This window comes from Kribbella caucasensis, from assembly GCF_004361855.1.
Taxonomy (GTDB): Bacteria; Actinomycetota; Actinomycetes; order Propionibacteriales; family Kribbellaceae; genus Kribbella; species Kribbella caucasensis.
In genome coordinates, this window is the sequence record NZ_SNWQ01000004.1 from 299,851 (window position 1) to 326,033 (window position 26,183).

24 protein-coding genes are annotated in these 26,183 nt (G+C 68.7%); 13 read left to right on the forward strand and 11 right to left on the reverse strand.

Features of this window, described 5'->3' with window-relative positions:
- Positions 1–3 precede the first annotated feature (3 nt).
- From EV643_RS11315 to EV643_RS11335, 5 genes are read right to left on the reverse strand one after another with little or no spacing between them, the layout of a single operon-like run.
- Entirely contained in the window at positions 4–1,374 is a 1,371-nt protein-coding gene (locus tag EV643_RS11315) for an NAD(P)(+) transhydrogenase (Re/Si-specific) subunit beta (RefSeq protein ID WP_133799959.1), read from the reverse strand.
- The gene (locus EV643_RS11320) at positions 1,371–1,676 is read right to left on the reverse strand and encodes an NAD(P) transhydrogenase subunit alpha part 2 (RefSeq protein WP_133799960.1); all 306 of its coding nucleotides are present in this window, start codon (positions 1,674–1,676) and stop codon (positions 1,371–1,373) included. The genes EV643_RS11315 and EV643_RS11320 overlap by 4 nt, the downstream gene beginning before the upstream one ends.
- The gene (locus EV643_RS11325; RefSeq protein WP_133799961.1) at positions 1,673–2,797 is read right to left on the reverse strand and encodes an NAD(P) transhydrogenase subunit alpha; all 1,125 of its coding nucleotides are present in this window, start codon (positions 2,795–2,797) and stop codon (positions 1,673–1,675) included. Before EV643_RS11325 ends, EV643_RS11320 begins: the two co-directional genes overlap by 4 nt.
- Positions 2,798–2,849: 52 nt before the next feature.
- Positions 2,850–4,175, reverse strand: coding sequence for a dipeptidase (locus EV643_RS11330; RefSeq protein WP_133799962.1), 1,326 nt, complete (start codon positions 4,173–4,175; stop codon positions 2,850–2,852).
- A 50-nt stretch (positions 4,176–4,225) separates the two neighbouring features.
- Complete coding sequence (locus EV643_RS11335) at positions 4,226–5,656, reverse strand: serine/threonine-protein kinase (RefSeq protein ID WP_133799963.1); 1,431 nt, start codon at positions 5,654–5,656, stop codon at positions 4,226–4,228.
- Between the two features lie 72 nt (positions 5,657–5,728).
- Here EV643_RS11335 and EV643_RS11340 point away from each other — a divergent pair, with 72 nt between their 5' ends.
- The 9 genes from EV643_RS11340 (at position 5,729) to EV643_RS11380 (ending at position 15,202) form a co-directional block, all read left to right on the forward strand.
- A complete protein-coding gene (locus EV643_RS11340; RefSeq protein WP_133799964.1) occupies positions 5,729–6,988 on the forward strand; it encodes a hypothetical protein in 1,260 nt (419 codons plus the stop codon).
- Positions 6,985–8,145 carry a hypothetical protein gene (locus tag EV643_RS11345; RefSeq protein WP_133799965.1) on the forward strand — a complete coding sequence of 387 codons (1,161 nt, stop codon included), beginning with the start codon at positions 6,985–6,987 and terminating at the stop codon, positions 8,143–8,145. The genes EV643_RS11340 and EV643_RS11345 overlap by 4 nt, the downstream gene beginning before the upstream one ends.
- 60 nt (positions 8,146–8,205) lie before the next feature.
- Positions 8,206–8,940 (forward strand): metallophosphoesterase family protein, encoded by a 735-nt coding sequence (locus tag EV643_RS11350; protein WP_133799966.1) that lies wholly within the window; start codon positions 8,206–8,208, stop codon positions 8,938–8,940.
- 18 nt (positions 8,941–8,958) lie between these two features.
- Positions 8,959–10,089, forward strand: a complete 1,131-nt coding sequence (locus EV643_RS11355) for a histidine kinase (RefSeq protein WP_133799967.1) — start codon at positions 8,959–8,961, stop codon at positions 10,087–10,089.
- Positions 10,090–10,265: 176 nt separating this feature from the next.
- On the forward strand, positions 10,266–11,012 hold the full coding sequence (locus EV643_RS11360; protein WP_133799968.1) for a LytR/AlgR family response regulator transcription factor: 747 nt from the start codon (positions 10,266–10,268) through the stop codon (positions 11,010–11,012).
- Between the two features lies 1 nt (position 11,013).
- Positions 11,014–11,484, forward strand: coding sequence for a hypothetical protein (locus EV643_RS11365; RefSeq protein WP_238165504.1), 471 nt, complete (start codon positions 11,014–11,016; stop codon positions 11,482–11,484).
- Positions 11,485–13,032 (forward strand): sodium/solute symporter, encoded by a 1,548-nt coding sequence (locus tag EV643_RS11370; RefSeq protein ID WP_133799969.1) that lies wholly within the window; start codon positions 11,485–11,487, stop codon positions 13,030–13,032.
- Between the two features lie 188 nt (positions 13,033–13,220).
- Positions 13,221–13,562, forward strand: a complete 342-nt coding sequence (locus EV643_RS11375) for a DUF485 domain-containing protein (protein WP_133799970.1) — start codon at positions 13,221–13,223, stop codon at positions 13,560–13,562.
- Positions 13,563–13,573: 11 nt separating this feature from the next.
- On the forward strand, positions 13,574–15,202 hold the full coding sequence (locus tag EV643_RS11380) for a monocarboxylic acid transporter (protein ID WP_133800062.1): 1,629 nt from the start codon (positions 13,574–13,576) through the stop codon (positions 15,200–15,202).
- 249 nt (positions 15,203–15,451) lie between these two features.
- On the opposite strand, the gene EV643_RS11385 is transcribed toward EV643_RS11380, so the two are convergent.
- The gene (locus EV643_RS11385) at positions 15,452–15,916 is read right to left on the reverse strand and encodes a MarR family winged helix-turn-helix transcriptional regulator (RefSeq protein WP_133799971.1); all 465 of its coding nucleotides are present in this window, start codon (positions 15,914–15,916) and stop codon (positions 15,452–15,454) included.
- 88 nt (positions 15,917–16,004) lie between these two features.
- On the opposite strand from EV643_RS11385, the gene EV643_RS11390 reads away from it, so the two are divergent.
- Positions 16,005–16,358, forward strand: a complete 354-nt coding sequence (locus EV643_RS11390; RefSeq protein WP_133799972.1) for a cupin domain-containing protein — start codon at positions 16,005–16,007, stop codon at positions 16,356–16,358.
- Positions 16,359–16,510: 152 nt separating this feature from the next.
- Here EV643_RS11390 and EV643_RS11395 read toward each other — a convergent pair whose 3' ends face one another.
- Positions 16,511–18,466, reverse strand: coding sequence for a copper-translocating P-type ATPase (locus tag EV643_RS11395; RefSeq protein ID WP_238165506.1), 1,956 nt, complete (start codon positions 18,464–18,466; stop codon positions 16,511–16,513).
- A 36-nt stretch (positions 18,467–18,502) separates the two neighbouring features.
- Between EV643_RS11395 and EV643_RS45525 the strand changes: the two genes are divergently transcribed.
- Entirely contained in the window at positions 18,503–18,670 is a 168-nt protein-coding gene (locus EV643_RS45525) for a hypothetical protein (RefSeq protein ID WP_238165507.1), read from the forward strand.
- 263 nt (positions 18,671–18,933) lie between these two features.
- Here the strand turns inward: EV643_RS45525 and EV643_RS11400 are convergent, their stop codons facing one another.
- From EV643_RS11400 to EV643_RS11405, 3 genes are read right to left on the reverse strand one after another with little or no spacing between them, the layout of a single operon-like run.
- Complete coding sequence (locus tag EV643_RS11400) at positions 18,934–20,427, reverse strand: CYTH and CHAD domain-containing protein (protein ID WP_133799974.1); 1,494 nt, start codon at positions 20,425–20,427, stop codon at positions 18,934–18,936.
- Between the two features lie 9 nt (positions 20,428–20,436).
- A complete protein-coding gene (locus tag EV643_RS44110; protein WP_166665408.1) occupies positions 20,437–20,613 on the reverse strand; it encodes a hypothetical protein in 177 nt (58 codons plus the stop codon).
- Entirely contained in the window at positions 20,610–21,416 is an 807-nt protein-coding gene (locus EV643_RS11405) for a methyltransferase domain-containing protein (protein ID WP_133799975.1), read from the reverse strand. Before EV643_RS11405 ends, EV643_RS44110 begins: the two co-directional genes overlap by 4 nt.
- Before the next feature lie 28 nt (positions 21,417–21,444).
- On the opposite strand from EV643_RS11405, the gene pdxR reads away from it, so the two are divergent.
- Positions 21,445–22,977, forward strand: a complete 1,533-nt coding sequence (gene pdxR / locus EV643_RS11410) for a MocR-like pyridoxine biosynthesis transcription factor PdxR (RefSeq protein ID WP_202869512.1) — start codon at positions 21,445–21,447, stop codon at positions 22,975–22,977.
- Here pdxR and EV643_RS11415 read toward each other — a convergent pair.
- Positions 22,931–25,165 carry an MMPL family transporter gene (locus EV643_RS11415; RefSeq protein WP_133799976.1) on the reverse strand — a complete coding sequence of 745 codons (2,235 nt, stop codon included), beginning with the start codon at positions 25,163–25,165 and terminating at the stop codon, positions 22,931–22,933. The genes pdxR and EV643_RS11415 overlap by 47 nt on opposite strands.
- 111 nt (positions 25,166–25,276) lie before the next feature.
- Here EV643_RS11415 and EV643_RS11420 point away from each other — a divergent pair, with 111 nt between their 5' ends.
- Positions 25,277–26,038: a TetR/AcrR family transcriptional regulator gene (locus EV643_RS11420; RefSeq protein WP_238165508.1), complete on the forward strand. Its 762-nt coding sequence runs from the start codon at positions 25,277–25,279 to the stop codon at positions 26,036–26,038.
- The last annotated feature ends 145 nt before the right edge of the window (positions 26,039–26,183 follow it).

Consider the following 26,183-nt stretch of genomic DNA (forward strand, 5'->3'; position numbering starts at 1 on the left):
GGATCACACGTTCTTAAGTGCGGTGATCAGTTTGGTCAGGGACTCTCTTGCGTCGCCGAAGAGGAGGGTGGTCTTGGGGTCGTAGAGGAGCTCGTTCTCGATACCGGCGAAACCGGGGCGCATGGAGCGTTTGAGGAAGATGACGCGCTGCGCCTCGTCGGCGTTGAGGATGGGCATGCCGTAGATCGGCGCGCTCGGAGTGGTCCGGGCGGCCGGGTTGACGACGTCGTTGGCGCCGACGACGAGGACGACGTCGGTGGACTTGAAGTCGTTGTTGATGTCGTCCATCTCGCGCAACTGCTCGTACGGGACCTGGGCCTCGGCGAGCAGGACGTTCATGTGGCCCGGCATCCGGCCCGCGACCGGGTGGATGGCGTAGTCGACCTTGACGCCGCGGCTGTGGAGCTCCTCGACCAGGTCGCGCAGGGTGTGCTGGGCCTGCGCGACGGCGAGGCCGTAGCCGGGGACGATGATGACGCGCTGGGCGTACCCGAGCAGGATCGCGACGTCCTCGGAGCTGCCCGAGATGACCGGCCGCTCCGACGCCGTACCGGCGCCTAGGGTGGAGCCGCCGCGGACCGCGCCGAACAGGATGTTGAAGACCGAGCGGCCCATCGCGTCGGCCATCAGCTTGGTCAGCAACGTACCGGCGGCGCCGACGAGCGTGCCGGCCACCAGCAGCAGGGTGTTGTTCAGCACGTAGCCGCCCGCCGCCACGGCCAGACCGGTGAAGGCGTTCAGCAACGAGATGACGATCGGCACGTCGGCCCCGCCGACCGGCAGCACCAGCATCACGCCGATCGCAAGACCGACCAGGCAGAGCAGTACGCCGACCCAGACGCGCGGGTCCGACACCAGCCAGCCGGCCAGCGCGATCCCACCGAGCAGACCGGCCACGAACAGCACTGGCAGGCCGGGGAACGTCACCGGCCGGGTCGTCATCAACTCCTGCAGCTTGGCGAAGGTGACGATCGAACCCGAGAAGCTGATCGCGCCGATCAGCACGGTGAAGGCGGTCGCGATTGCCGCGACGGTCTCACCCTCGCTGACCTCGCCGAGCTCCATCAACGCGACCAGGGCGGCCGCGCCACCGCCGACACCGTTGAACAGGGCGACCAGTTGCGGCATGTGGGTCATCTGCACCCGCCGCGACCCGACCACACCGCCGACGGTGCCGATCCCCAGCGCGATCAGGATAGGAACCAGGTTGTCCGGCTTGTAGGCGACGAAGGTGATCACCACCGCGAGCACGGCGCCGGCCGCACCGAGACCGTTGCCGGCCCGGGCGGACTTCGGTGACGACAGGGCCTTCAGCGCGACGATGAAGCAGACCGCCGAGATCAGGTAACCGATCTGGGCCCAGGTTGGGATCACTTGTGCAGCTCCTTCTTGCGAGCACCCGGACCGCGGAACATCTCCAGCATCCGGTCGGTGACGACGAAGCCGCCGACCATGTTCACCGTCGCCAGCAGGACGGCCAGCAGCCCGACGATCACCACCAGCGTCGACTCGGCCTGCCCAGTGACGATGATCGCGCCGACCAGGATCACCCCGTGGATCGCGTTCGCGCCGGACATCAGCGGGGTGTGCAGGATCGCGGAGACCTTGCTGATCACCTCGACACCGACGAACGCGGCCAGCACGAAGATGGTCAGCAGCGCGATGGACTCGGTCATGCCAGTCGTCCTTCCAGGAGTTCCCGGGTCGGCTCGTGCAGCACCTTGCCGTCGTGGGTCACGCAGCAGCCGGCCACGATCTCGTCGGTGAAGTCGGGATCGAAGGCGGCGTTGCGGGTCATCAGGGTGATCAGGTTCGCGATGTTCTGACCGTAGAGCCGGCTCGCCGGTCCGGCCATCTGGCTGGGTACGTTCGAACCGCCCCAGACCAGCGCGTCGCCGATCATCAGCTCCGTCCCGGCCACCGAACCCTCGACATTGCCGCCCTGTTCGGAGGCAAGGTCGACGACGACCGAGCCGGGCTTCATCTGCTCCACCATCGCGCGGGTGATGAGCATCGGCGCGGTCCGGCCGGGCACTGCCGCCGTGGTGATGACGGCGTCCGCGGCCGCGACGTACGGCGCGAGCAGGTCGCGCTGGAGCTGCGCCCGCTCCGCAGTCATCTCGCGCGCATAACCGCCCGGACCTTCCAGGGTGCCGAGCTCGAGCTCGATCGCCTGCGCACCCATGGACGCGATCTCCTCTGCCGCGGCCGCACGAACGTCGTACGCCTTCACCACGGCACCGAGGCGTTTCGCGGTGGCGATCGCCTGCAGGCCGGCCACCCCCGCGCCCAGGACGAGCACGTGGGCGGGTGGGACGGTCCCGGCGGCGGTCATGCTCAGCGGGAAGAACCGCGGCAGCCGCTCCGCTGCGACGATGGCTGCGCGATACCCGGCGACCAGGGCCTGCGAGGACAGCGCGTCCATCGACTGGGCCCGGGAGATCCGCGGGATCAGCTCCATCGAGAACGCCGTCAGCCTGGCCGTCGTCGCGGTCCGCACCACGTCGGGCGGATTCGTCGGCAGGAACGACATCAGCGCGGTCCCGGCATGCAGCCGCTGCAGGCGTTCACGTTCCAGTGGCTGCACCGAGGCGACCACGGTCGCCGCGTGATCGGCACCCCAGGCCACGTCGGCGCCCGCGTCCCGGTAGGCGTCATCGGAGTACAGCGCGCGCTCGCCGGCCGCGGGTTCGACCGCGACCTCATAGCCGAGCTGGATCAGTTTGGCGACTTGTTCGGGCACCAGCGCCACCCGGCGCTCGGCCGGTCTGGTCTCTCGCACTACTGCGATCTTCACTCGCCGAAACCTATGCCAAACGGTGGGTCGCCGGAAAGCCCGGTCCGATTCTTCAGGCCAAGTTCTGTAACAGCAGGGCTTCGGCGAGGCAGACCTTGGCGAATTCGGCCAGGTGCAGACCCTCGTCGATCCCGTGTGCTCGGGTATCCGGGTCCTCCACACCTGTCACCAGAATAGCCGCCTGCGGGAACGTCTCCTGGAACTCGGCGATGAACGGGATCGACCCGCCCATCCCCATGTCCACGGGCTCTACACCCCAGGCGGTGGCGAAGGCCGATCGGGCCGCGTCGTACGCCGTTCCGCGGGCGTTGATCGAACAGGGCTGGCCCGACTCGCCCTCTGTCACAGTGACCTGAGCACCCCACGGCGCGTTCTGCTCCAGGTGGTTGCGAAGGGCTTGCATCGCCTTCACCGCGTCGTCACCTGGCGCCACCCGCAGGCTCACCTTGGCCCGCGCGACCGGCACCAACGTGTTGCTCGCGTCGGCGACTCGCGGTGCGTCAATGGCCAGTACGGCGATCGCCGGGCGGGTCCACAACCGGTCGACCAGCGACCCCGAACCGATCAGCCGGACCGAGTCCAGCAGCCCCGATTCCTCGCGGAACCGATCCTCCGGGTAGTCCAGCTCGGCCGCGCGCCCGGCGTGCAACCCGTCGACCGCGACGTCGCCGTGCTCGGTGTGCAGGGTCGCGAGCAACCGGCACAACGCGGTCAACGCATCCGGGGCGGCGCCGCCGAACAGGCCGGAGTGGACCGCGTGGTCCAGGGTTCGCACCTCGACGAAGCAGTCGACCAGGCCGCGCAGCGAAACCGTCAACGCGGGCTGGCCGATCGCCCAGTTGCCCGAGTCGGCGATCACGATGGCGTCGGCGGTCAGCTCGTCGGCGTACTCGTCCAGCAGTTGCAACAGGGTCGGCGAGCCGATCTCCTCCTCGCCCTCCACGAACAGCGTCACGCCGACCGGCAGATCGTTGCCGAAGGCCCGTACGGCGGCCAGGTGTGCGGCGATCCCGGCCTTGTCGTCGGCCGCGCCGCGGGCGTACAACCGGTCGCCCCGCTCGGTCGGCACGAACGGCTCCGAGGTCCACTCCTCCACCGCGCCGGTCGGCTGCACGTCGTGGTGCGCGTACAGCAACACGGTCGGCTTGCCCTCGGGCGCCGCCTTCTTCGCGATCACCGCCGGAGCACCCTCACCCGCCCGGACGATCCGCACCGAGAAGCCCTCGGCCTCGAACAACGCGGCGGTCGCCTCGGCGGACCGCTGGACGTCGGCCGCACGGGCCGGGTCGGCACTGACCGAGGGGATCCGGATGAGGTCCTCGAGATCGGCACGGACGGAGGGCAGGACGCGGTCGATCGCCGCGGACAGATCGGTCATGCGACCTACGGTACGGCTTGCCCTCGGGGCGTCGACGCCCGGAACCAGAGTTAATAGGTCGCGGAGTTCAGGACGTCTTCTAGCTGCTGAGGGTCCGCGCTGCGGACCTGGATCCGGAGCAGCTGGGTGGCGGAGATCTTCACGTAGCGCTCGACCACCGGCGGGTTGGTACCGCATCGGTAGCGGAAGGTGGCGGCCTGCTGCTCGCCGACCTTGTCTGTATTGGGGGCCGCGGTCTGGCAACCGGTTGGCGGGGTGGCAGTCGACGGCAGGTTCGCAGCGTCTACCACGCCCACGAAGACACCGGCCTCCGTCGGACTCGTCTGCCATTCGGCTGTGCTCGTGCTGACCAGCAAGGCATCGGGCTCGGACGAAGCAGCCTTCTCGTCCCACTCGCGCGGCACCTGGACTGAAAGGTTGTTGTGCTCAACCGTGACCGGGCGGCGCATCACCAGTTCGTAGCCGCCGTAGCCACCGCCCGCGGCCAGGATCCCCGCCAGCATGCCGGCGATCACCCAGGCCCGGCCCCTGCGCTGCGGCGGTCGTGGTTGGGTGGCCGCGACCGTCGGCCGGTCAGCGTCGGAGAGCTGGGTCTCCTGGTCGATCGCGCCCGGGCCGGTCGGAACCGGGAGTTCCCCGGCCGGAACCAGGCCGGCCGGGATCTTTCCGGTCTTGTACGCCTCCTCCAACGCCTTGAGGAAGGAGTCGAGGTCTGGCCAGCGCTTGTCCCGGTCGGGCTCGAGCGCGCGGCGTACGACGACGTCGATCGCGTCCGGGATGTCCCCGCGCAACGTGGTCATCGACGGTGGCGGAGCGTCGATCCGCATCACCGCGCCGAGGCTGTTCACGCCGTGCGGTGCCTGCCCGGTGAACGCGGCATACGCGACCGCGCCGAGGGAGTAGAGGTCTGCCCGGTGATCCAGGCGATCGCCCATCACCTGCTCGGGCGCTACGTACGCGGGTGTGCCGCCGGGCATGGTCAGCTGGGACACCGTCTCCAGCGACTTGCCCAGGCCGAGGTCGCCCAGCATCGCGCGATCGCCTGCCGGGTCGGTCCGGAACAGCACGTTCGCGGGTTTCACGTCTCGGTGCAGCACTCCGCGGGCGTGCAACTGCTTCAGCCCGCTGCCGACCTGGCCGACGATCTTGACCACGTCCGCGATCTCCATCGGACCGGCCTTGATCCGGTCCGCGAGCGACCCGCCGTCGGCGTACGTGAGCACCATGTACGGCCGACCGTCCTCGGCCTCGCCGACGTCGTGCACCCCGACCACGTACGGCGAGTCGACCCGGCGCAGGAACCGGCCCTCGGCGAGGAACCGGCGGCGGACGTCGTCCTCGTCGATCCAGTTGTCGGACAGGATCTTGACCGCGACCTCGGCGTCCAGTTGCTCGTCGCGGGCCAGCCAGACGGTCGCGAAACCCCCGGCACCCACCCGGCGGACCAGGGAGTACCGGCCGATCCGGGATGGCTGGTCCATGCCCGCATTATGCTCGATCGCTCCTGCGACCGTGTCGCCCGCGGGTCCCGGGAGCGAACAAAATGCCGGTTTGTGACGTCTCTCATCGGGGATCAGCAGCACCCGGTCCGGCGGTCGGCCGGATGGGAGACGGGACAGACCAACGTGAGATCCAGGAACGTCGCTCCGACGGTGGCGGTGGCAACGGTCGCAGTACTGGCCGTTGTCGCGGGTGCGGTGCTCGCTGCCCGGCAGGGGCCAGGCGATGGGACGAACACCGCCGCACCGCTGCCCGGCGCGACCCCGACCTCCACTCCGCCCACAGCGATCGCCAAGTCTTCCGCTACGCCCGCGCCCTACAGCCTCTCGGCACCGACGCCGAAGCCGGCGGTTCGGGTGAAGCTCGACCTGAGCAAGTTGCCGACCGGCCGGACGCCGCAACTGAGCTACCTGACCGGCCGGGTGATCCGCGGTGGGCTTGGGGAAGACGTCACCGTCCCAGGCGAGCAGAACATCCTCCGGGCCGCCCGGGTCGGCGGCGACCGCGCCTACGTGGTGCTCGAAGTGGGCGAGGGTGGTGCGGAACTGGCCGAGGCCGGCTTCGATGCCTCGACCACCCGGATCCCCGACGTACAGAGTCTGGTGTCGTCGATGGATGAGGACTCCGTGGCCTTCGCGACCGCGCCCAGCAATCCGGACAACACCCGGGCGAAGGGCAGCGCGGTCTACTGGGAGAGCACGCAGACCGTCGGCAGCCGGCGGAAGCTGGATCGCCCGGACGACTGGGGTTCGGCCGTGCTGGCGGTCGTCGGCGAGACCGTGTTCTTCAAGTCGGACACGCATCCCGACGGGTTGACCTCCACGCTGAATTCCTGGAACTCGGCGACCGGCAACGTCACCCGGATCAAGTCCGTCCGATCCCCTGTCGGCGTCGGCAACAGCGGCAAGCTGGCGGTCGACTTCGTCGCGGGCGCGGCTCAGACCTTCTGCTCGACAGTCAACGAACTGGCCGACGGCAAGCAACTGTGGCGAACGTGTGAGTATGCGATCGCCGGTTTCACCCCCGATGGCAAGACCGCGATCGGTACGCCGGACTTCCGCGTAGGCGGCTCGGATCCGTTGGTCGCCGCGCTGAACTCGTCGAGCGGAGCGGTCCAGCGGGAGTGGACCGGCGCGCAGTTCCTGGAAGTGGTTGCCGAGGACGACGATCACCTGCTGATGGTGGTCGACAGCGGCGAAGGGACTCCGGGTGGGATCATCCGGTGCGCGATCGGCACCGGCGGCTGCGAGGTCGCGACACCGCTCGCCAAGACGTCAAGATATGCAACACGTCTGTTAGGAGCCTGGACATGAGGCCGAAGAACGCCCGCCTGGTGGCGCTGGTGGCCGCGGTCGCGGTCGCCGCCGTGGTGATCGGCGGTGTGGTCGCCTACCGTCAAGGTCCGCGCGACGAACAGGCCACGGCCGCCCCGCTGACCGCGCGACCGACTCCGACACCGGCCGTGAGCAAGACCACGTCCACTCCTGTGTCGACGCCGACGGCTACGCCCAGCGGACCGGCGTACACGGGTCGGGCGGAGGTCACGCTCAAGCTGAGCAAGCTGCCGAAGGGGCGGGTCCCGCAGATCCCCTACCTGGTCGGCCGAGAGGTCCGCGGCGGCGCCGGCACGGACGTGACGATCCCCGGTACCCAGCAGGTCTTCGAGTTCGCCCGGCTCGGCGAGCAGGTCCTCGCCGTGGTGATCAAGGGCAACAGCACCGAGCTGATGAAGATCGGCATCACCGGTGAGGTCGAACGCGTGCCCGACGTGGCAACCGTGGTGACCACCGAGGACGAGACGGCCGCGGCGTACTCGGCTCAGCCCCGCCGTAGCGACGGCGCCAACCTCCGGGGCGGCACGGTCTACGCCGAGACTGGCGCCGACGCCCAGGTCCACAAGCTCGAACTCCCGAAGGCCTGGGAGGTCCAGGTCCTCGCGTACGCGGCCGGCAAGGTCTGGTTCCGCGCTTCCGACAAGCAGGACGCGGCGGCCTGGAGCCTCTACACCTGGACCCCCGGCGAGGCCACACCCACCGAGATCAAGACCGTCACCTCACCGACCGCACTCAGCCCGGACGCCACGATCGCCGCATCCCGCAGAGTCTCGGGCGACTACGGCACCTGCTCGACCGTCAACGAGGTCGCCACCGGCAAACAGCTCTGGCGCACCTGCGAGTACGGCGTGGTGGGCTTCACCCAGGACGGCAGCGTCGCGATCGGCGGCCCGGCGTACGAGGACGGCTACGGCCCGGGGGAGACGACCGCCCTGGACGCCAAGACCGGCAACCTGCTCCGCAAGTGGAACGGCGCCACCTTCCTCTGGACCGTCGTCGAGGACGACCAGCACTTCCTGATGGTCGTCGACGACGGCCCCGAAACCCCGCGCGGCGTCATCCGCTGCACCATCCCCACCGGCGCCTGCGAACAAGCCCTCCCGCTCACCAGGACAGAGGTCATGCTCGGCAAGTGAGCTTCTGCCGTCCGCAGAGTTGGTGTTGTTGAGGGAGGGCTCGGCAGCAGACTGGCTGGTATGGGAAACGTTGCGGTGCTGGCGGATGTGCATGGGGTGTTGCCTGCCTTGGAGGCTGTGCTGGCTGAGCCTGAGGTAGGGGCGGCCGAGGTTGTGGTGCTGGCGGGGGACATTGCGAGTGGGCCGCAGCCGGTTGAGGTGCTGGATCTGCTGGTTTCGCTGGGCGAGCGGGTTGTGTGGGTGCGGGGGAACGCGGATCGCGAGCTGGTGTCGATGGCTCAAGCGGAAGCGGTTGTGCCGCCGGATGCGGTGAGTCCGTGGGCCGCTGGGCAGTTGCGGGCGGACCAGGTGGAGCTGCTGGCGAGTCTGCCGACCGCGGTGACGTTGGGGGACGTGCTGTTCTGTCACGCGACGCCGCGGGATGACGAAGAGGTGGTGCTGGTCGACAGCCCGATCTCGCGGTGGGAGACCGTCCTCGGCGGCGTACCGGAGGAGGTGCGGACGATCGTGTGCGGGCATACGCACATGCCGTTCGCGCGGCAGGTGGACAGGCGGTTGGTGGTGAACGCGGGGAGCGTGGGCATGCCGTACGGCGCACCCGGGCCGAGCTGGGCGTTGTTGGGTCCGGGTGGGGTGCAGTTGAGGCGGTCGGCGATGCATCCGGTGAAGGCCGCGGACCGGATCGTGCGGGAGTCGGCGTACCCGGGCCGGGAGGCGTGGGTGGACGAGTACATCCGCACCAACTACTCCGACACCGAGGCCCTGGCCGCGTTCAGGCCGCGCTCGGAGGTCTGACCGGTTACCGTCGTGGGCATGTTCTCGCGGCGGCGGAAGCATTTCGGGACTCCGGCGGACAAGGCGACGTATGCGACCCTGCATACCGCCTCGTTGGCTTCGCCGAGCCTGCGCGAAGGGCTGACGGCGTCCGCGGCCGGCAAGGCGAGCAAACACCTGCGCGACCTGCTCGGTACGGCGGCCATCGCGATCTGCGACTCGTCCGGGGTGCTCGCGTGGGATGGCGTCGGCGGTCCGTACGAGTCGAACCATCGAGTGGACGCGAAGGCCATCGCGGCCGCGACCCTGCGTAGCGGGCGGACCGCGGTACTGGGTCCGCATGACGTGGCGTGCAGTGATCCGCAGTGCCCGATCCGTACGGCGGTGGTCGCACCGATCGTGACGGAGGACCGCGTGGTCGCCGTACTCGTTGCGTACAGCCCTCGTTCGTCGGCCGCGCTGGTCCGGGCGACCGAGGAGGTGGCCCGCTGGGTCTCGGGGCAGGTGGAGCTGGCCGAGCTCAACAAGGAGCGGACCCGGGCGATGGAGGCCGAACTGCGTGCGCTCCGGGCCCAGATCAGTCCGCACTTCATCTACAACGCGCTGGCGGCGATCGCGTCGTTCGTCCGGACCGATCCGGAGCGGGCGCGGGAGCTGCTGCTCGAGTTCGCCGACTTCTCCCGGTACGCGCTGCGCCGGGGCGGTGAGTTCACCACGCTGTCCGACGAACTGCGCAACGTGGAGCGGTATCTGGTGCTGGAGCAGGCGCGATTCGGTGAGCGGCTGACCGTGTCGCTGCTGGTCGCGCCGGAGGTGCTGCCGGTGGCGATCCCGTTCCTGGTGGTCCAGCCGCTGGTGGAGAACGCGGTACGGCATGGGCTGGAGGGCACCACGGGCGCGGGGCGGATCACGATCCGGGCGATGGACCGCGGGTCCGAGGCGGAGATCAGCGTCGAGGACGACGGGGCCGGCAGCGATCCCGAGGTGATCCGGGCCGCATTGGCCGGCGACTCCAACGGCGACTCCGTCGGCCTCGGCAACGTCGACGCCCGCCTCCGCCAGGTCTACGGCGACGCCTACGGCCTGGTGGTGGAAACCGCCGTCGATGCCGGGACGAAGGTTAGTTTCCGCGTACCCAAATACTCCTCAGGCGTGCATGCGTCCGCTTAGTGCCCCCGTAAACGGTCTGGCGCGAGTGCTGGCGGCGTCCAGGTGCGTGCATCGCAAGGCGGAGGCGAGCCCTCGATGCGGTGTTCATCGTGGCCTTGCCTCCAACGCAGCGAGGTGCGTGCCTGGGCGTCGCCAGCGCCGTGCCAGACCGTTTATGGGGCACTAGTCTGTGCCCCATGGCCGAATCTCCCCTGCGTGCGCTCGTCGCGGATGACGAGGAGCCGGCGTTGGCCGAGCTGGTCTACCTGTTGTCGCGGGACGACCGGATCGGCGAGATCAGGACTGCCTCGAACGGGCCCGACGCGCTCAAGATCCTGCAGGCGGCCGACCTCGACGTGGTGTTCTGCGACATCAAGATGCCGGGGCTCGACGGGATCGACCTGGCCCGGGTGCTGTCCAACTTCAAGAGCCGGCCGCAGATCGTCTTCGTCACCGCGTACGACGAGCACGCGGTCGCCGCCTTCGACCTGGAAGCAGCCGACTACGTGATGAAACCGGTCCGCGCCGAACGCCTTGCCGAGGCCGTACGCCGGGTCGTCAGCGCGGGTGGTCCGCAGACGCTGCAGTCCGCCGACGAGACCGACGACGAGGTGATCCCGGTCGAGCTGGCCGGCATCACCCGGTTCGTCCAGCGGTCGACGGTCCGGTACGTCGAGGCGCAGGGCGACTACGCGCGGCTCCACACCGGGCAGAACTCGCACCTCGTCCGGGTCCCGCTCAGCACGCTGGAGGAACGCTGGCGCGACGCGGGATTCACCCGGATCCACCGCAGTACGTTGGTCGCGCTCGCACACGTGGACGAGATGCGGGTGGACGGCGGGCGGTGTTCGGTCCGGGTGGGTGACGACTGGCTCCCGGTCAGCCGGCGGCACACCCGCGAACTGCGCGACCTGCTGGTCCGCTCGACCTCGCTCCGCGGCTGACATGACCACCCCGGACGCCCCCGACCGCGTCCCACCCGAGGACCTGGTCGCTGACGAGAACCCGCGTCGGGTCCCGGACGAGAACCCCCGGCGCGTCTCGGCCGAGCCCCCGCGCCGGGTGCGGGTGACGAGTCCGCGGACCAGTGCGGCGCGGCGGATCGCCAGTCCGACCGGGACCCGGGAGATCGACGAGCAGACCCGCGTCGGCGAGGTGTACATGAGCTCGCTGATCCAGTCCCAGCTCCGGCTCGCCCTGGTCGTGATCGGCGGCACCGTCGTCGGCATCGGCGGACTGCCGCTGCTGTTCTTCCTCGTCCCGGCGACCCGGACCCTGCCCGTGTTCGGTCTGCCGCTGCCGTGGCTGCTGCTCGGCGTCGTGATCTACCCGGTGGTGTACGTCGCCGCCCGCATCTACGTCCGGCACGCGGAACGGATCGAGACCGAGTTCACCGAGTTCGTGGGACGGCAGTAGATGTCACCGGCGATGAGCCTGACCGCGATCGGCCTGGTGATCGCGGCCACCATCGGGATCGGCCTGTTCGGGCTGCGGATCTCCCGCACCACCAGCGATTTCTACGTCGCCAGCCGGGTGGTCAGCCCGCGCTGGAACGCGTCCGCGATCAGCGGCGAGTACCTGTCGGCAGCGTCGTTCCTCGGTGTCGCCGGGCTGGTCCTGGTCAACGGTGCCGACATGTTGTGGTTCTCGGTCGGTTACACCGTCGGTTATCTGATGCTGCTGGTCCTGATCGCCGCACCACTCCGCCGCTCCGGCGCCTACACCCTGCCGGACTTCGCCGAGACCCGGTTCGAGTCCGCCGTGGTACGCCGGATCTGCTCCGGCCTGGTCGCCGGGATCGGCACCCTCTACCTGCTCCCCCAACTCCGCGGCGCCGGTCTCACCGTCCAGACGGTCACGGGTGCTCCCCCAGCCCTCGGCGCTGCCCTGGTCGCGATCATCGTGGTGATCAACGTCGCCGCCGGCGGGATGCGGTCGATCACCTTCGTCCAGGCGTTCCAGTACTGGCTGAAGCTGACCGCTCTCGCCGCGCCGATCTTCGTGATCCTGATCGCCTGGCGGTCGATGGAGCACCCGGTCGGCGTACTGGAATCCCTGCAGGGCGCCGGTTCCGAATGGGCTCAGCCACTTTCCCGTGAGGGCGGCCGGGACCATCCGTTGTACGCGACGTATTCGTTGCTCTTGGCCCTTTGTTTCGGGACGATGGGTCTCCCGCACGTACTGGTCCGCTTCTATACGAACCCGGACGGCCGCGCGGCCCGGCGTACCACGGTCGTCGTACTGGCGCTGCTCGGCACGTTCTACCTCTTCCCACCCCTGTACGCCGTACTCGGGCGGTCGTTCGCACCCGAGTTGGTCACCGGGGCCGCGGACACGGTGGTGCTCGAGCTGCCCAGTCGCGTTTTCCCTGGTACAGCAGGGGATTTGCTGGGCGCGTTGGTCGCGGCCGGGGCGTTCGCGGCGTTCCTGTCGACCTCGTCCGGGTTGACGGTCGCGATCGCGGGCGTGATCGACCAGGACCTGCTACGGCCGCGGTTGCACAAGTTGACCAGCGGGGACTACCTGGCCGTGAACAGCTTCCGGATCGCGGCGTTGCTGGCGATCGCGGTGCCTTATCTGGCGTGGAATCTGACCGGTTCGCTGAGCCTCGCGGACACGGTGGGATTGGCCTTCGCGGTGGCCGCGTCGACGTTCTGTCCCCTGCTGGTGTTGGGGATCTGGTGGCGGCGGATGTCGACGGTGGGTGCCGCGGCCGGTCTGATCGTCGGTGGTGTCGCGGCGATCACGGCGGTGGTGGTGAACGTCGTCGGACCACCCCAAGGCGGTTGGGCCGGGGCGCTGGTCGGCCAGCCCGCGGCGTGGACGATGCCGCTCGCGTTCGTCACGGTGATCGTGGTGTCGAAACTGACCCCGGACAAGATCCCGGCCGGCACCGCCCGCAGCATGGTCCGCCTACACACCCCCGAAGCGGTCGACGTCGATCGCGGTTTCGCCCGGCCCTGATTCAAACCGCTCGTCGTGCGGTTCCTACCGCTCGTCGCAAGGGTTTGGCCCGCCGGTCGAAGGGTGCGGGCCGCTGAGCGCTCGACGCGTGTGAGTGCTGTCGGGGCGCGGTGAGCTGGACCACAGTACGACCAGCACCACAAGCGCGCCGGACTCCGCCCGGCCCGACCATGTCTGGAGGTCCCGCGATGAGCGATACGCGCCGCGCGGGCGATCCGGAACTGACGACGTACCGAGATGTCCAGCTGTCACCGGACTTCTCCGAACTACGTCGCCGGTTCCGGCGCTTCGTGTTCCCGATGACCGGCCTGTTCCTGGCCTGGTACTTCCTCTACGTCCTGCTCGCCGACTACGCCCAGGACTTCATGTCACAGCGGGTGGCCGGCAACATCACCGTCGGGCTGCTGTTCGGCCTGGGGCAGTTCGTCTCCACCTTCGCGATCACCATGATCTACGTCCGGTGGGCCGACAAGGAGATCGACCCGGAAGCGGAGAAGATGCGCAAGCTGATCGAAGGTGAGGACCAGTGACCGCTCCGCTGATGGTGCCGCTGGCAACGGTCGGCAACCCGACGGTCAACATCGCGATCTTCGCGCTGTTCGTGGTGGCCACCCTGGCGATCGTGATCAAGGCCTCGCGCAACAACCGGACCGCGGCCGACTTCTACGCCGGTGGCCGCTCGTTCACCGGTCCGCAGAACGGCATCGCGATCGCCGGTGACTACCTGTCCGCCGCGTCGTTCCTCGGTATCGCCGGCGCGATCGCGCTGAACGGGTACGACGGCTTCCTCTACTCGATCGGCTTCCTGGTGGCCTGGCTGGTCGCCCTGTTGCTGGTCGCCGAACTGCTCCGCAACACCGGCCGGTTCACGATGGCCGACGTACTGTCCTTCCGGTTGAAGCAGCGGCCGGTCCGGATGGCCGCGGCGATCTCGACGCTCGGCGTCTGCTTCTTCTACCTGCTCGCCCAGATGGCCGGCGCCGGCGGCCTGGTGGCGCTGCTGCTGGGCGTCGACGGCCGCACCGGGCAGAGCATCGTGATCGCGGTGGTCGGCCTGATCATGATCACCTACGTGCTGGTCGGCGGGATGAAGGGCACCACCTGGGTGCAGATCATCAAGGCCGTCCTGCTGGTGATCGGGGCCGGCCTGATGACGCTCTGGGTGCTGGCCAAGTACACCTTCAACCTGTCCGGGCTGCTCGGCGCTGCCGTCGACCGGAGCCCGGCGGCCGGCGAGCGGCTGCTCAGTCCCGGCCTGCAGTACGGCGCGACGGGGATCAGCAAGCTCGACTTCATCTCACTCGGTCTGGCCCTGGTACTCGGTACCGCCGGTCTGCCGCACGTGTTGATGCGCTTCTACACGGTGCCGAACTCGAAGGAGGCCCGGCGCAGTGTCAGCTGGGCGATCTGGATCATCGGGATCTTCTACCTGTTCACCCTGGTACTCGGGTACGGCGCCGCCGCGCTGGTCGGCCCCGACGTGATCCGGGCCGCACCGGGCAAGGCGAACTCGGCGGCCCCGCTGCTCGCCTACGAACTGGGCGGCGAACTCCTGCTCGGCCTGATCTCCGCGGTCGCATTCGCCACCATCCTGGCGGTCGTGGCCGGTCTGACCATCACCGCGAGCACGTCGTTCGCGCACGACATTTACGCCTCGGTGATCAAGAAGGGCGAGGTGAACGCGGACGGCGAGGTCCGGGTGGCCCGCATCACCGTGCTGGTGATCGGCGTGGTCGCGATCGTCGGCGGCATCTTCGCCAACGGCCAGAACATCGCCTTCCTGGTGGCGCTCGCGTTCGCGGTCGCGGCCAGCGCGAACCTGCCGACCATCCTGTACTCGCTGTTCTGGCGGCGCTTCAACACCCGCGGCGCACTCTGGAGCATCTACGGCGGCCTCGGCTCCGCGATCATCCTGATCGCGTTCTCGCCGGTCGTCTCCGGCAAGGTCGACGCCAAGACCGGCGCCAGCCTGTCGATGATCACCGACCCGTCGATCGACTTCCACTGGTTCCCGCTGGACAACCCGGGCATCGTCTCGATCCCGCTGGCCTTCTTCCTCGGCTGGCTCGGCACCGTCACCAGCAAGGAGGGCACCGACGTCGACAAGTTCGCCGAGATGGAGGTCCGCTCCCTGACCGGCGCCGGCGCGGAGAAGGCGGTCAAGCACTAGTTGGGTGGGGGGTGTCTGGCGGCATCCCCCACCCACTCAGACCCTGTCAGGCAGGTCCTGCTAACCACCGCGAACCTGCCTGGCAGCACCAACCGCCCTCCAGACGGGCCCGGTTCCCGAGCCGGGCCCGTCCCGCTTTGCCGGTACAGATCGACGGGAGGTAGTCGTGCTGAGGAGCCGCTCCCCCGCCTGGGCGGTCGTCCTCATCGCCCTCCGCGAGGCACACCTCCTGTCGATCGGTACGTTTGCCTAGCGCAACCAGCCGGGGAGGTCGTGCAGCGGTACGCCGCCGGCGAGGTCGGTCATGGTGGCGAGATCGTCCTCGAGGGCGCGGACCCGGTCGGCGCCGAGCTCACGAACCCACTCCCGGCGCAGACTCTCGAAGATCTCGGCGGACCGGCGCAACGAATCCCGGCCGCGGGGCGTGATGGTGACGTGGACGGCGCGAGCGTCGGCCGAGTCTGGCGCGCGGTCGACGTACCCGAGCTCGGCGAGCTTGCCCACCGTCTTGGTCGCCGCCTGCTTCGAAACCCCCAGCCGGCGGCCGATCTCGGACATCGTCGCCCCGTCCGGACCGATCGCCTGCAACGCGAACCCGTACGCCGGGCGCAGGTCGGGGTGCCCCTGCTCGGCCAGCCGGCGGTGCAACTCGTCGATCAACTGACGGAACGCACCGGCCAGCAGCAGCGGGAGCTCGAATCCGAACCGGTCCATGGTGTGCGCCATTCTAGTGGACAGATCGACAACCTGGTGTACTATCTTCGACAACCAGGTTGACGATTGATCGTGAGGAGATCCGCCTATGTATCGAGTGACCGAGACGCCCAACGCGGTGATGACGACGTACGCCTCGCCGACCCAGGGCAGCGCCGAGCTGAGCCTGTGGAAGGTGGAGATGAAGGAGGGCGCTCAAGGGCCGCTGCACGTGTTCGACAGCGAGCAGATCTGGACGGCGCTGAGCGGGACCGCATCCGTCGAACTCGGCGACGAGAAGCTGGAGCTCACGGCTGGTTCGACCGCGGTGTTCCCCGCCGGCGTGACTCGCAGAATCACCGCCGACCAGGACTTCACCGCCGTCGTAGCCGGCTACGGCGCCGCGACCGTCACAGTCCCCGGCGAATCCACCGACCGAGGCACCCCACCCTGGATCAGCTGACCCCGCCACCAGGCCGAGCCCAGCCGCCGAATCCCTGGCGAATCTCAGAGGCTAACCTCCGAGGTGATTGGTTGCCCGCTCGGAATTCGGTGGGGCAACCATTCAGCGACGAGGTTAGCCTCTGAGATTTCGCCGGGTGGCGGGTGCTGAGCTCAGCGGTTGGGGGTGAGGTGGAGGCGGCGGAGGAGTTGGGCGTTCAGGGCGACGACGATCGTCGAGGCGGACATCAGTACCGCCCCGATCGCCGGGCTGAGGGTGATTCCGGCCCAGGCGAGCGCACCGGCGGCCAGCGGGATCGCGATCACGTTGTACCCGGCGGCCCAGGACAGGTTCTGGATCATCTTCCGGTACGACGCCCTCGACAACCGGATCACCCCGGTCACCCCACGCGGATCCGACGAGGCGAGTACGACTCCCGCCGACTCGATCGCCACATCCGTCCCCGCACCGATCGCGATCCCCACATCCGCACGGGCTAGCGCCGGCGCATCGTTGACCCCGTCACCCACCATCGCCACGGTCAGCCCACGGGCCTGCAACTCACTCACCGCCTTGTCCTTGTCGGCAGGCAGAACCTCGGCGAACACCTCGTCCACCCCGTCCCGGAACCCAAGATCCGCCGCCACCGCCCGCGCTACAGGCTCCGCGTCCCCGGTGATCATCACCAGCTTCCCGACCCCGATCTCGCGCAACTGCTGAACCGCCTCCCGCGCCTCCGGCCGAACCTCGTCCTCCAATGCGATCGCTCCCTTCACGATCGCCTTGTCCCCTTGGAGCTCCAGCAGGTAAAGAACAGCCGCACCACGGTTCGACCACTCGTCCGCGTGCTCGGCGAACTCCCCGGTGACCTCCGCATTCAGCTCCCTCAGCAATGCGGGCCCACCGACGGCGTACGTGACTCCGTCGACAACCGCCTGCACCCCGCGACCCGTGAGCGAACGGAAGTCAGTCGCCTTCGCGCGATCACCCCGTTCGTCGGCTGCACGGACGATCGCCCTGGCCAACGGGTGCTCACTGTCCGACTCCACAGCACCGGCGATCCGTAGTACCAGCTGCTCGTCACCAGCGACCCCGGTCACGACGTGTTCGCCCTTGGTCAGCGTCCCGGTCTTGTCGAACAGGACGGCGTCGACGGTCCGCATGCGTTCGAGGGCCAGCCTGTCCTTGACCAGGATCCCCGCCTTCGCCGCGACCGCCGTGGACAGCGCGATCACCAATGGGATGGCGAGACCGAGAGCATGCGGGCAGGCGATCACCAGGACGGTGACGGTCCGGACCACCGACTCGCTCAAATTGCCGACGGCCCACCAAGTCACGAACGTCACCAGCGCCGCGGCAGTCGCGATATAGAACAGCAGCGCCGCAAACCGATCCGCAAGCACCTGCGCCCGCCCGCTCGACGCCTGCGCCTCGGACACCAACCGCTGAATGCCGGCCAACGCGGTGTCGTCGCCAACAGCATCCACCCGCACCCGAATCGCCGAGTCCGTCGCCACCGTCCCCGCGACCACCCGATCGCCTGTACTACGAGAGACCGGCCGCGACTCACCCGTGATCATCGACTCATCCAGCTCGGCGGCTCCATCGACGATCGCGCCATCGGCCGGTACCCGCGCCCCAGAACGCACCAGGACGACATCACCAACCCGCAGATCGCCCACAGCCACAGGCTCGACCTCATCGCCGACCACTCGCTCAGCCTCATCCGGCAACAACGCCGCGAGCGCGGCCAACGCGCCCTGCGCCTGCCCGATCGCCTTCATCTCCTGCCAGTGGCCGAGCAGCATGATGCTGACCAGCGCGGCCAACTCCCACCAGAAGTCGAGGTCGAACACGCCGATCGTGGTCGCCATCGAAGCGACGTACGCGACCGTGATCGCCATCGAGATGAGCAGCATCATCCCCGGCGCCCGGTCTCGGGCCTCGCGCACCCCGCCGACCAGGAACGGCCAGCCGCCATACCCGAACACGATGGTCCCGAGCACCGGCCCGACCAAACTCATCCCCGGGAAGTCCAGCGAGTAGCCGAACCAGTCCATCACCATCTCCGACGTCACCACGATCGGCAACGTCAGCAGGAAGCTCAGCCAGAACTTCCGCCGGAACATCTCCGGATCATGCCCCGCATGCTTGTCATGCCCCGCATGCCCTCCGTGAGCCCCATGCTCATCGTGCTCCCCGTGTCCGCCGCGGGGGTCGCCGTGCCCGGCGTGCTCCCCGTGCCCCGCTCGTTCCTCCAGTACCACGTCCGCTCCGTGCGCGCGCTGATCGTGCGCTGCATGTCCACCATGAGCCGCCTGCCCAGCGCCTGATTCCGCCATGACCATCCCCATCACTCGGTCGTCCAGTGAAGCACCACCAACACCATACCCCCTAGGGGTATTCCCAGGACAATCGAATTCGTCCCCGGCGTACGGATCGACAGGTAGTAGTGCCCATGACGGCACCCCTCCACGCCTGAAACCCACCGCCCGAACCCCCCAACCACCCACCACTACCTGTCGATCCGTACGCCAAACACCCCCATGAACCAGCCGAGGTCGGTTGGCGCCGGGGGTGGTGGGGTTGTGGGGGGTCAGGGGGCGGTGAGGGTGGGCCAGAGGGTGTAGAAGGATTCGCGGGAGGCGGCGGCTCGGTGTTCTTCGGCGGCGTGGAGGCGGCCGTAGGTGAAGGTGTTGCCGCCGTCGAGGTTGACCTGGACGGCCAGTTGGCGGAGGAGGTCCCGTGCGACGACGCTGTCCTGGTGGGCTCCGAGGACCTCTTGGACCTCTTCGGCTTCCGCGGTCAGGTCGGCGGCCTCTTGACCCAGGACCGGCTCGGCGGATTCGGCAGCGTAGCGGAGGCGTTTGGCGGCCTTGCGGACCTCGTGGAGTTCGTGGTCCTCCTCGGCGGTGGTCTCGGCCGACTTCGCTCGGCGTACGGCCTTCCGCATCCGCTTCCAGTCGTGGGTCAGCAGGTCGTGGATCTGCTTCTTCGCCTTGGTGTCCGCGTCGACCAGCGGAGGTGAGGTGATGAGTTCGTCGAGGGTGTCGAGGAGGCGGAAGTAGCGCTCACCCTCCAACGCGGCGAGCGCCTCGGTCCGGGCCTGCTTGTAGACGCCGCGCAGGTGGTCATCGATCATCCCGCCGACGCGGCCCATCACCAGTTCGGCCGGCTGCTCGGACACCGCGACCTGGAAGTGCTCGCGCATCACCTCGGCATCGCGCGCACCGCCGAGCTCGCCCGCGAACCACTTCAGCTCGTCCCGAATCCGGTCGCCCGCCTCACGATCCACCACCGGCCGGTACGTCGCCAGCGCGGACCGGAGCCGCCGAGTCGCCACCCGCATCTTGTGCACCGAGTCGGGCAGATCCTTGCGAACCTCCGGGTCGCGTTCGCGAATCGCCTGGACCTGCGCTGAGGCGTACTCGCGGAACAGATCTGCCGTCGTCGGCTTCTTCGGCAGCGTCCATTCCTCGCGCGAAGGGACCCGGTCGCCGAGTGCGCGAGCCAGCTTGCTCGGACCCGACGCAGGCTCCGCACCCGCGGCACGCAGTACGGGCTCGACGGCTTCGAGCAGCTCAGCGGAGCCGTTGACGAGCTCGACCTCCCACTCGCGCCAGGTCTCGGGGTCGTCGTCGGCCTCGAGCGTCGCGGTCACGTTGTCGTCGCAGACCTCGGCCAGGACCTCGCCCTCGTCGTCGAGCAGCCGGTACACGAGCCGGCGCGTGTTCAGCGTGACCACCGGGGCAAGCTCGTTGTCACGGACATGGACACGGACCAGCCGGACCACCTGGATCGGCACCTTGCGGACCGAGCGGCCGAGCGGGTGCCGGATCTCCATCCGCTCGCCCTTCGACACCGGCAGTTTGACGTGCCAGCCGTCGTCGTCCCCACCAGTACGGCGGCGCAGGGTGACCTTGTTCATCGCTAGGTCGAACCCGGCCGTGTCGAAGTACACGGCCTGGAGCTCCTGCTCGACCGGTTGCTCGACCTGAGCCACACCGGGCAACTCGTGCAGCTCCGGCAGGACAGCCTTCTCGTCGACTTCGTACTTGGTCTCGATCTCCAGCTGCTCGGTGGGGGACATGCTGCCTGTTTACCAGTTGGCGCATCTCTGGTCAGCCATCGCGCGCAGATCGACGACCAACCTTTGCAGATCCCGATCCGGTACGTCGGTACTTCCCGGCCCAGGGTCGCGCGGCCAGCACTGGCGGCGACGATTGAGCTCGAGACCGACGATCACCAGCGCGATGATGACGAGCAGGGTGATCATCGGAAACCCACTGCTTTGAAGAACGCGTAGTGGAAGGTTCCGCCCGGTTCGGCGGCGCGCTCGAGGTCGCGGATGCCCTGTTCCCACTCGGCCTGCGTTCTCATCCCGGTCGCGAGGGACTTCCCCCGTACCGACTCGACCATCGCGATGAACGTCTTCCGGGTGAACCCGTCGACCAGGTGCGGCAGGGTCTCGTCGGCGTACACCGTGCACGGCCGGGCGGTGACCTCGCGGATCCCTGCCTCGGTGAGCAACGGTTGCAGACGTCGGCCGATGAGCGCGTCCCCGCCCGCCTCGGCCTGGAGCACGTTGAGGCACTCGATCACCGCCTGCGCGGCCTCGCTCCTCGGGTGGAAGAACGCGGACCCGTGATCCCCCTCGATCACCGTGATCGAACCGCCCGGACGGACCAGGCGGCACAGCGTCCGTAGTACCTGGACCGGATCGGGCAGGTGTTCCAGCACGAAGCAGATGAACAGGTGGTCGAACGAGCCGTCCGGCCAGGGCAGATTCAACAGATCGCCGTGGTGCCACTCGACCCTCGCGTCCGGTGCTTCGGCCGCGACCCGGGCCTTGGCCGCCGCAAGCGAATCCTCGGCGATGTCGACCGCGGTCAGTTCGATGCCTGGGCTGCGCGTCACCAGTTGCACGGTCTGAGCGCCGACGCCGCAACCGGCCTCGAGCACCTTGCTGCCCGGCTCGTACTGCGTGCCGCCGTGCAGGAGGTCGGCCAGAGTTCGCGCCTGGTCGCTCAGGCGCCGGGTCTCGGCCGGGGTGTACCCGTGGACGTAGTCAGTTCCCATAGCTCCACGGTGGCGGCACAATGGTCCAGTGAACAGGTCCAATCCGGGCGATTTTGGCAGGTCCATTACCGCGGGCGCCGACTTCCTCCAACTCTCGGTGGAGGACGCGCCGGCTGGCGGGCTGTCCGACTGGCTGGCGGGCCGGTTGCGGGCCGCGATCTCCGACGGGCGGCTCCCGCTCGGCAGCAGGCTCCCCGCCAGCCGCGTCCTCGCCGCCGAACTCCAGGTGTCCCGAGGTGTCGTCACCGAGGCCTACCAACGCCTCACCGAAGACGGCCACATAGCCGGCCGAGGCCGCTCCGGCACCGAAGTAGTCGCCACCCCTATCAGCACGATGCCCACCAACGGGGGCACCACCAACCGCGTCACTTCGAACAGCCCCGCCTTAACCTCCAGCTCCACCCCACCTGCACCCACTCGGCGCGAGCGCGCAGTTGTGGTCGACGAACCCGGGCTCGACATCTTCGATGTGATGCGGGCCGTGCCGGCGCGGATCGACCTGACGCCGGGAGTGCCGGATCTTGCCGCCTTCCCGCGGGCGGCCTGGCTAAAGGCTGAGCGGTCCGTGCTCACCGACCTGTCCGCAGCGAGCTTCGGCTACGGCGACCCAGCCGGTACGCCGGCCCTGCGGGTTGCCGTGAGCAACTGGCTGGCCCGCAACCGTGGTGTCCAGGCGAACCCCGACGACCTCATCATCGTCTCCGGTGTCGCCCAGGCGATCGGCCTGATCGCCCAGGTCCTGCAACGCGACGGCATCACCACGATGGCCGTCGAGGACCCGGGCTCACTCGGTTCCCGCCAGCACCTACAGAACTGGGGTCTACGCACTCCCCCGATCCCGGTCGACACCGAAGGCCTCCGAGTCGACGAACTCCGCCGGAGTACGGCTCGCGCGGTGATGGTGACGCCGGCTCACCAGTTCCCGACGGGCGTCGTACTGGAAGGGGAACGGCGGCGAGAGCTCATGCAGTGGGCCGCGGACGGTGGGTTGATCGTGGAGGACGACTACGACGCCGAACACCGGTACGACCGGCCGCCGGTGCCGGCGCTTCGGGCGATGCTGTCCGATCACGTGATCTACACCGGCAGCATCTCCAAACTCCTCGCACCCGCCTTGCGGATCGGCTGGATGCTGCCGCCCGCGCAGTACCAGGATGCTCTGGTCGACGCCAAACGGCTTGCGGATCTCGGCAACGCGGCGCTCCCCCAGCTCGTCCTCGCCCAGCTGATGGAGTCCGGCGAGCTGGAGAAACAGCTCCGGTTCGTCCGCCGGCGCCACCGGCAGCGGCGGGACGCGATGATCGATGCCATCAGCAACCACCTCCCCACCGCCACCGTGCACGGCGCCGCCGCCGGCCTGCACCTGACCATCACCTTCGACAGTCTCGACGACGTCGCCCTCGCCGCGGCGACCCTTGAGCGCGGCATCAAGACCCAACCCCTCAGCTGGCACAGCCAACGCCCAGGTCCGCCCGGACTCGTGCTCGGTTACGCCGCCCGCACCCCGACCGAGATCACTGAGGCTGTCGCGATTCTCGGCGAGCTGGTACGCCGAATCTGACGGCCGGCATCCACCAGTTCGCCCTGCCGGCCAACTTCATTGCTGCGGGCAACAGCACACCGCGGATCACGGTCGCGTCGACCAGCACCGCCACGGCCATCCCGACACCGATCATCTTCAGGTACACCACCCCACCGGTCGCGTACACCGCGAACGACAACGCCAGCACGGCGGCCGCAGTACTGACCAATGGCGCCGTCCGCTGCAGCCCGGTCGCCACCGCGAGCGAGTTGTCGCCGGTCCGCAGGTACTCCTCCCGGATCCGCGACACGATGAACACCTCGTAGTCCATCGACAGTCCGTACACGATGCAGAACATCAGCAACGGCATACTCGCCTCGAGCACCCCGGTCGGCGTGAATCCAAGCACGCCGGCCAGATTCCCGTCCTGGAACACCCAGACCATCACGCCGAACATCACCCCGAGGCTGAGCAGGTTCAGCACCGTCGCCTTCAACGGCAGCAGCACACTTCCGGTCGCGAGCTGCAGAACGGCGAAGCTCAGCACCAGGATCAACCCCAGCACCAACGGGATCCGCTCGGTCAACGCGTCCCGCCAGTCCAGCATCTCCGCCGGACTCCCGCCGATCATCACGTCGTACGGCGAACCGACCGCGCGCAGGCGATCCACCAAGCCGACATCCCCTTCGAGCACGTCCTGCGTCGGCGTCGCCATCAGATAGGTACCGCCGTCCCGGGTGAAGCGGTCGGTGGTCGGCGGGATGCTCCGGTCGGTGGTCGGCGGGGCGGTCCGGTCGCCCGTCGGCGGGATGACCCGGTTGCCGTCGACGAAGACCCCGGCTGCCGAGTCGACCTGCGCGACCCCGTCGACCCGGGACAGCTGTTCGGCGTACTGCGGGAGCCGGTTGAGGTCGTTCGCCTGGCGGGCGACGAGGTAGATCGCGTCGGACTCCTCCTGGCCGAAGTTCGAGCGGATCTCGTCGGCGGTGATCCGGCTGGACGCGTCGGCCGGGAGGATCCGGGCGTCGGGGAGGCCGAAGCGGAGTCCGATCGCGGGCGCGGCGAGGAGCAGTACTACAGCGAGCACGGCACCGCCGGTCACCAGCGGCCGCCGCATCACGAGTCTGGCGATGCGGAACCACCAACCGCTCTCGACTTCGCGCTCCACGGTCGGGCGTGCGGCCCGTCGTCCGAGGATCGCCAGCGCGGCCGGAAGCATGACGAGAGACCCGATCAGGGCGGAACCAACCACGAGGACGCCCGCGTAGCCGAACGATCGCAGGAAGGACAGCGGGAACAGGAGTAAGGCAAGCAGGGAACACGCGACGGTCAGGCCGCTGAAGAAGACGGTCCGGCCCGCTGTTCGTACTGCGGTCACGACGGACTCGGCCACATCGTTGCCGGCAGCAAGTTCTTCGCGATAGCGGGAGATGACGAACAGGCAGTAGTCGACCCCGAGCGCGAGACCCATCACCAGCGCGAGGTTCGCGGCGAACGTCGAGACCTCGGTGAACGACGCGATCACGCGGAGTCCGGCGAGTGAGCCCGCGGTCGCGAATACGCCGACGCCAAGGGTGATCAGGGCGAGCGCCACCCGACGGTAGATGAGGATCAGGAGCAGCAGGACGAGCGGGATCACGATGGCCTCCGCGCGGAGAAAGTCCTGCCGTGCTTGGGCTCCGATCTCGCGGAACACCTCATCCTGGCCGCCGGATCGGACGTTCAGCGGGCCGCGTTGTCCGGCGTACTGCGTCGCGAGCTCGCCGACCCGGGCGCGGGCCTCGTTCACCTCGCCCGGTACTCGGATCAGGATCAGAGCTTGGCGTCCATCCTCACTGCGGAGGGCGGGGCTGTTGCCGCGAGACCAGTACGAGCCGACCTCGGCGACGCCTGGTTGAGCTGCGATTTCTTGACCGAGTTGCTCGGCGGCAGTGCGGGTGGCGGGGTCGTCGACGGTGCGGTCGCCTGCGTCCACCAGGAAGACGAGGTTGGGCGGGCCGGTGCGGAACTGGTCGGCGAGGATCGCGCGAGCCTGGTCGGATTCGGATCCGGGGGCGGCGATCCGGGAGAGGGAGAGCACGCCGAGAGCGCCTGCGGCGACGGCGAGTGTGATCAGGGTGAGCGCGACAGAGACGGCCGCGACCAGTCGACGCCGGCGGACGAGGAAGCGGGCGTAGGCGAGCGACGCGGGCGGGCGGCCCGGCGGTGCGCTGTCGAGCGGATGCATGGTGAAGCCCTCCGGGCGTTAGGATGGCGAAACACGAGCTATGACTCGCAAAAGAAAATACGAGCATTTGCTCGCATTTGTCAACGCCCCTTGCCCTGAGGAGAACTGCGCATGTCCGAGAAGCCGCAGACGCCCGCGAAGGCGGAGGCGGAGGTAAGGCGGAGCGCGGGGCAGCCTTCGGAAGCGCACGCTGCGGGGCGAGGCGGAGGGCGAGCCGCGGAGGAGGAGCGGGGCGGGGAGCGCGGGCTGGAGGTGCGGGCTGCGGAGCGGGCAGGGCGGCGGCGGCAGGCTCGTGGGGAGAAGCGGATGGAGGAGTTGACTGACGCTGCGGCGGTGGAGTTTGCCGAGGTGGGGTATGCGAAGGCGACGACGAACGCGATCGCCAAGCGGGCTGGGGTTTCGCCGGGGACGCTGTATCAGTTCTTCGCCAACAAGGAGGCGTTGGCGGCGGCGTTGTCCGAGCGGTATCGGGTTGCTCTCCAGGAGGCTCATGGGCGCGCGTTCGATCCGTCGGCCGCGAAGCTGCCGTTGCCGGAGATGGTCGAACGGATGATCCGGCCGATGGTCGAGGTCAACCTCGCGAATCCTGGTTTCAAGGCTCTCTTCGCCGGACCTGATCTGCCTGAGCACCTGACCGCGCCGACCCGCGCACTGCAGGCCGCGGTCGTCGGCCGCATCGCCGAGGTGATCGCGATCCGGCTCCCCGATCTCCCCGCCGAAAGACTAGAGACGACCGCGGCCGTCGCGACCCAGATCTTCGCCGCCCTTCTCGGCACCATCGTGTCGGTGCCAGCGGCGGACCGCGAACGCTGGATCGACGAACTCAAGCGCGCCCTGGTCGGCTACCTCGCGCCCCTCGAATCCGAGAACTGATCCTCACCTCCGCGGACCGCCCGGACATCGGCTGTACGTGGTGAGCAGCATGTTGATTTGAGGTCGTCCGCCTACACGAAGTCGGCGTACCAACTACCAGGCTGTGCACAACCTGGGGACGACTGTGGACAACTTGGCCGAACCT

Excerpts from the sequence above, each read along its gene's own strand:
- EV643_RS11320 (WP_133799960.1), bottom strand. The coding sequence starts at position 1,676 with ATGACCGAGTCCATCGCGCTGCTGACCATCTTCGTGCTGGCCGCGTTC.
- EV643_RS11330 (WP_133799962.1), bottom strand. The coding sequence starts at position 4,175 with ATGACCGATCTGTCCGCGGCGATCGACCGCGTCCTGCCCTCCGTCCGT.
- EV643_RS11335 (WP_133799963.1), bottom strand. The coding sequence starts at position 5,656 with ATGGACCAGCCATCCCGGATCGGCCGGTACTCCCTGGTCCGCCGGGTG.
- EV643_RS11345 (WP_133799965.1), top strand. The coding sequence starts at position 6,985 with ATGAGGCCGAAGAACGCCCGCCTGGTGGCGCTGGTGGCCGCGGTCGCG.
- EV643_RS11350 (WP_133799966.1), top strand. The coding sequence starts at position 8,206 with ATGGGAAACGTTGCGGTGCTGGCGGATGTGCATGGGGTGTTGCCTGCC.
- EV643_RS11355 (WP_133799967.1), top strand. The coding sequence starts at position 8,959 with ATGTTCTCGCGGCGGCGGAAGCATTTCGGGACTCCGGCGGACAAGGCG.
- EV643_RS11360 (WP_133799968.1), top strand. The coding sequence starts at position 10,266 with ATGGCCGAATCTCCCCTGCGTGCGCTCGTCGCGGATGACGAGGAGCCG.
- EV643_RS11365 (WP_238165504.1), top strand. The coding sequence starts at position 11,014 with ATGACCACCCCGGACGCCCCCGACCGCGTCCCACCCGAGGACCTGGTC.
- EV643_RS11370 (WP_133799969.1), top strand. The coding sequence starts at position 11,485 with ATGTCACCGGCGATGAGCCTGACCGCGATCGGCCTGGTGATCGCGGCC.
- EV643_RS11375 (WP_133799970.1), top strand. The coding sequence starts at position 13,221 with ATGAGCGATACGCGCCGCGCGGGCGATCCGGAACTGACGACGTACCGA.
- EV643_RS11380 (WP_133800062.1), top strand. The coding sequence starts at position 13,574 with ATGGTGCCGCTGGCAACGGTCGGCAACCCGACGGTCAACATCGCGATC.
- EV643_RS11385 (WP_133799971.1), bottom strand. The coding sequence starts at position 15,916 with ATGGACCGGTTCGGATTCGAGCTCCCGCTGCTGCTGGCCGGTGCGTTC.
- EV643_RS11390 (WP_133799972.1), top strand. The coding sequence starts at position 16,005 with ATGTATCGAGTGACCGAGACGCCCAACGCGGTGATGACGACGTACGCC.
- EV643_RS11395 (WP_238165506.1), bottom strand. The coding sequence starts at position 18,466 with ATGTTCCGGCGGAAGTTCTGGCTGAGCTTCCTGCTGACGTTGCCGATC.
- EV643_RS45525 (WP_238165507.1), top strand. The coding sequence starts at position 18,503 with ATGCCCTCCGTGAGCCCCATGCTCATCGTGCTCCCCGTGTCCGCCGCG.
- EV643_RS11400 (WP_133799974.1), bottom strand. The coding sequence starts at position 20,427 with ATGTCCCCCACCGAGCAGCTGGAGATCGAGACCAAGTACGAAGTCGAC.
- EV643_RS44110 (WP_166665408.1), bottom strand. The coding sequence starts at position 20,613 with ATGATCACCCTGCTCGTCATCATCGCGCTGGTGATCGTCGGTCTCGAG.
- EV643_RS11405 (WP_133799975.1), bottom strand. The coding sequence starts at position 21,416 with ATGGGAACTGACTACGTCCACGGGTACACCCCGGCCGAGACCCGGCGC.
- EV643_RS11415 (WP_133799976.1), bottom strand. The coding sequence starts at position 25,165 with ATGCATCCGCTCGACAGCGCACCGCCGGGCCGCCCGCCCGCGTCGCTC.
- EV643_RS11420 (WP_238165508.1), top strand. The coding sequence starts at position 25,277 with ATGTCCGAGAAGCCGCAGACGCCCGCGAAGGCGGAGGCGGAGGTAAGG.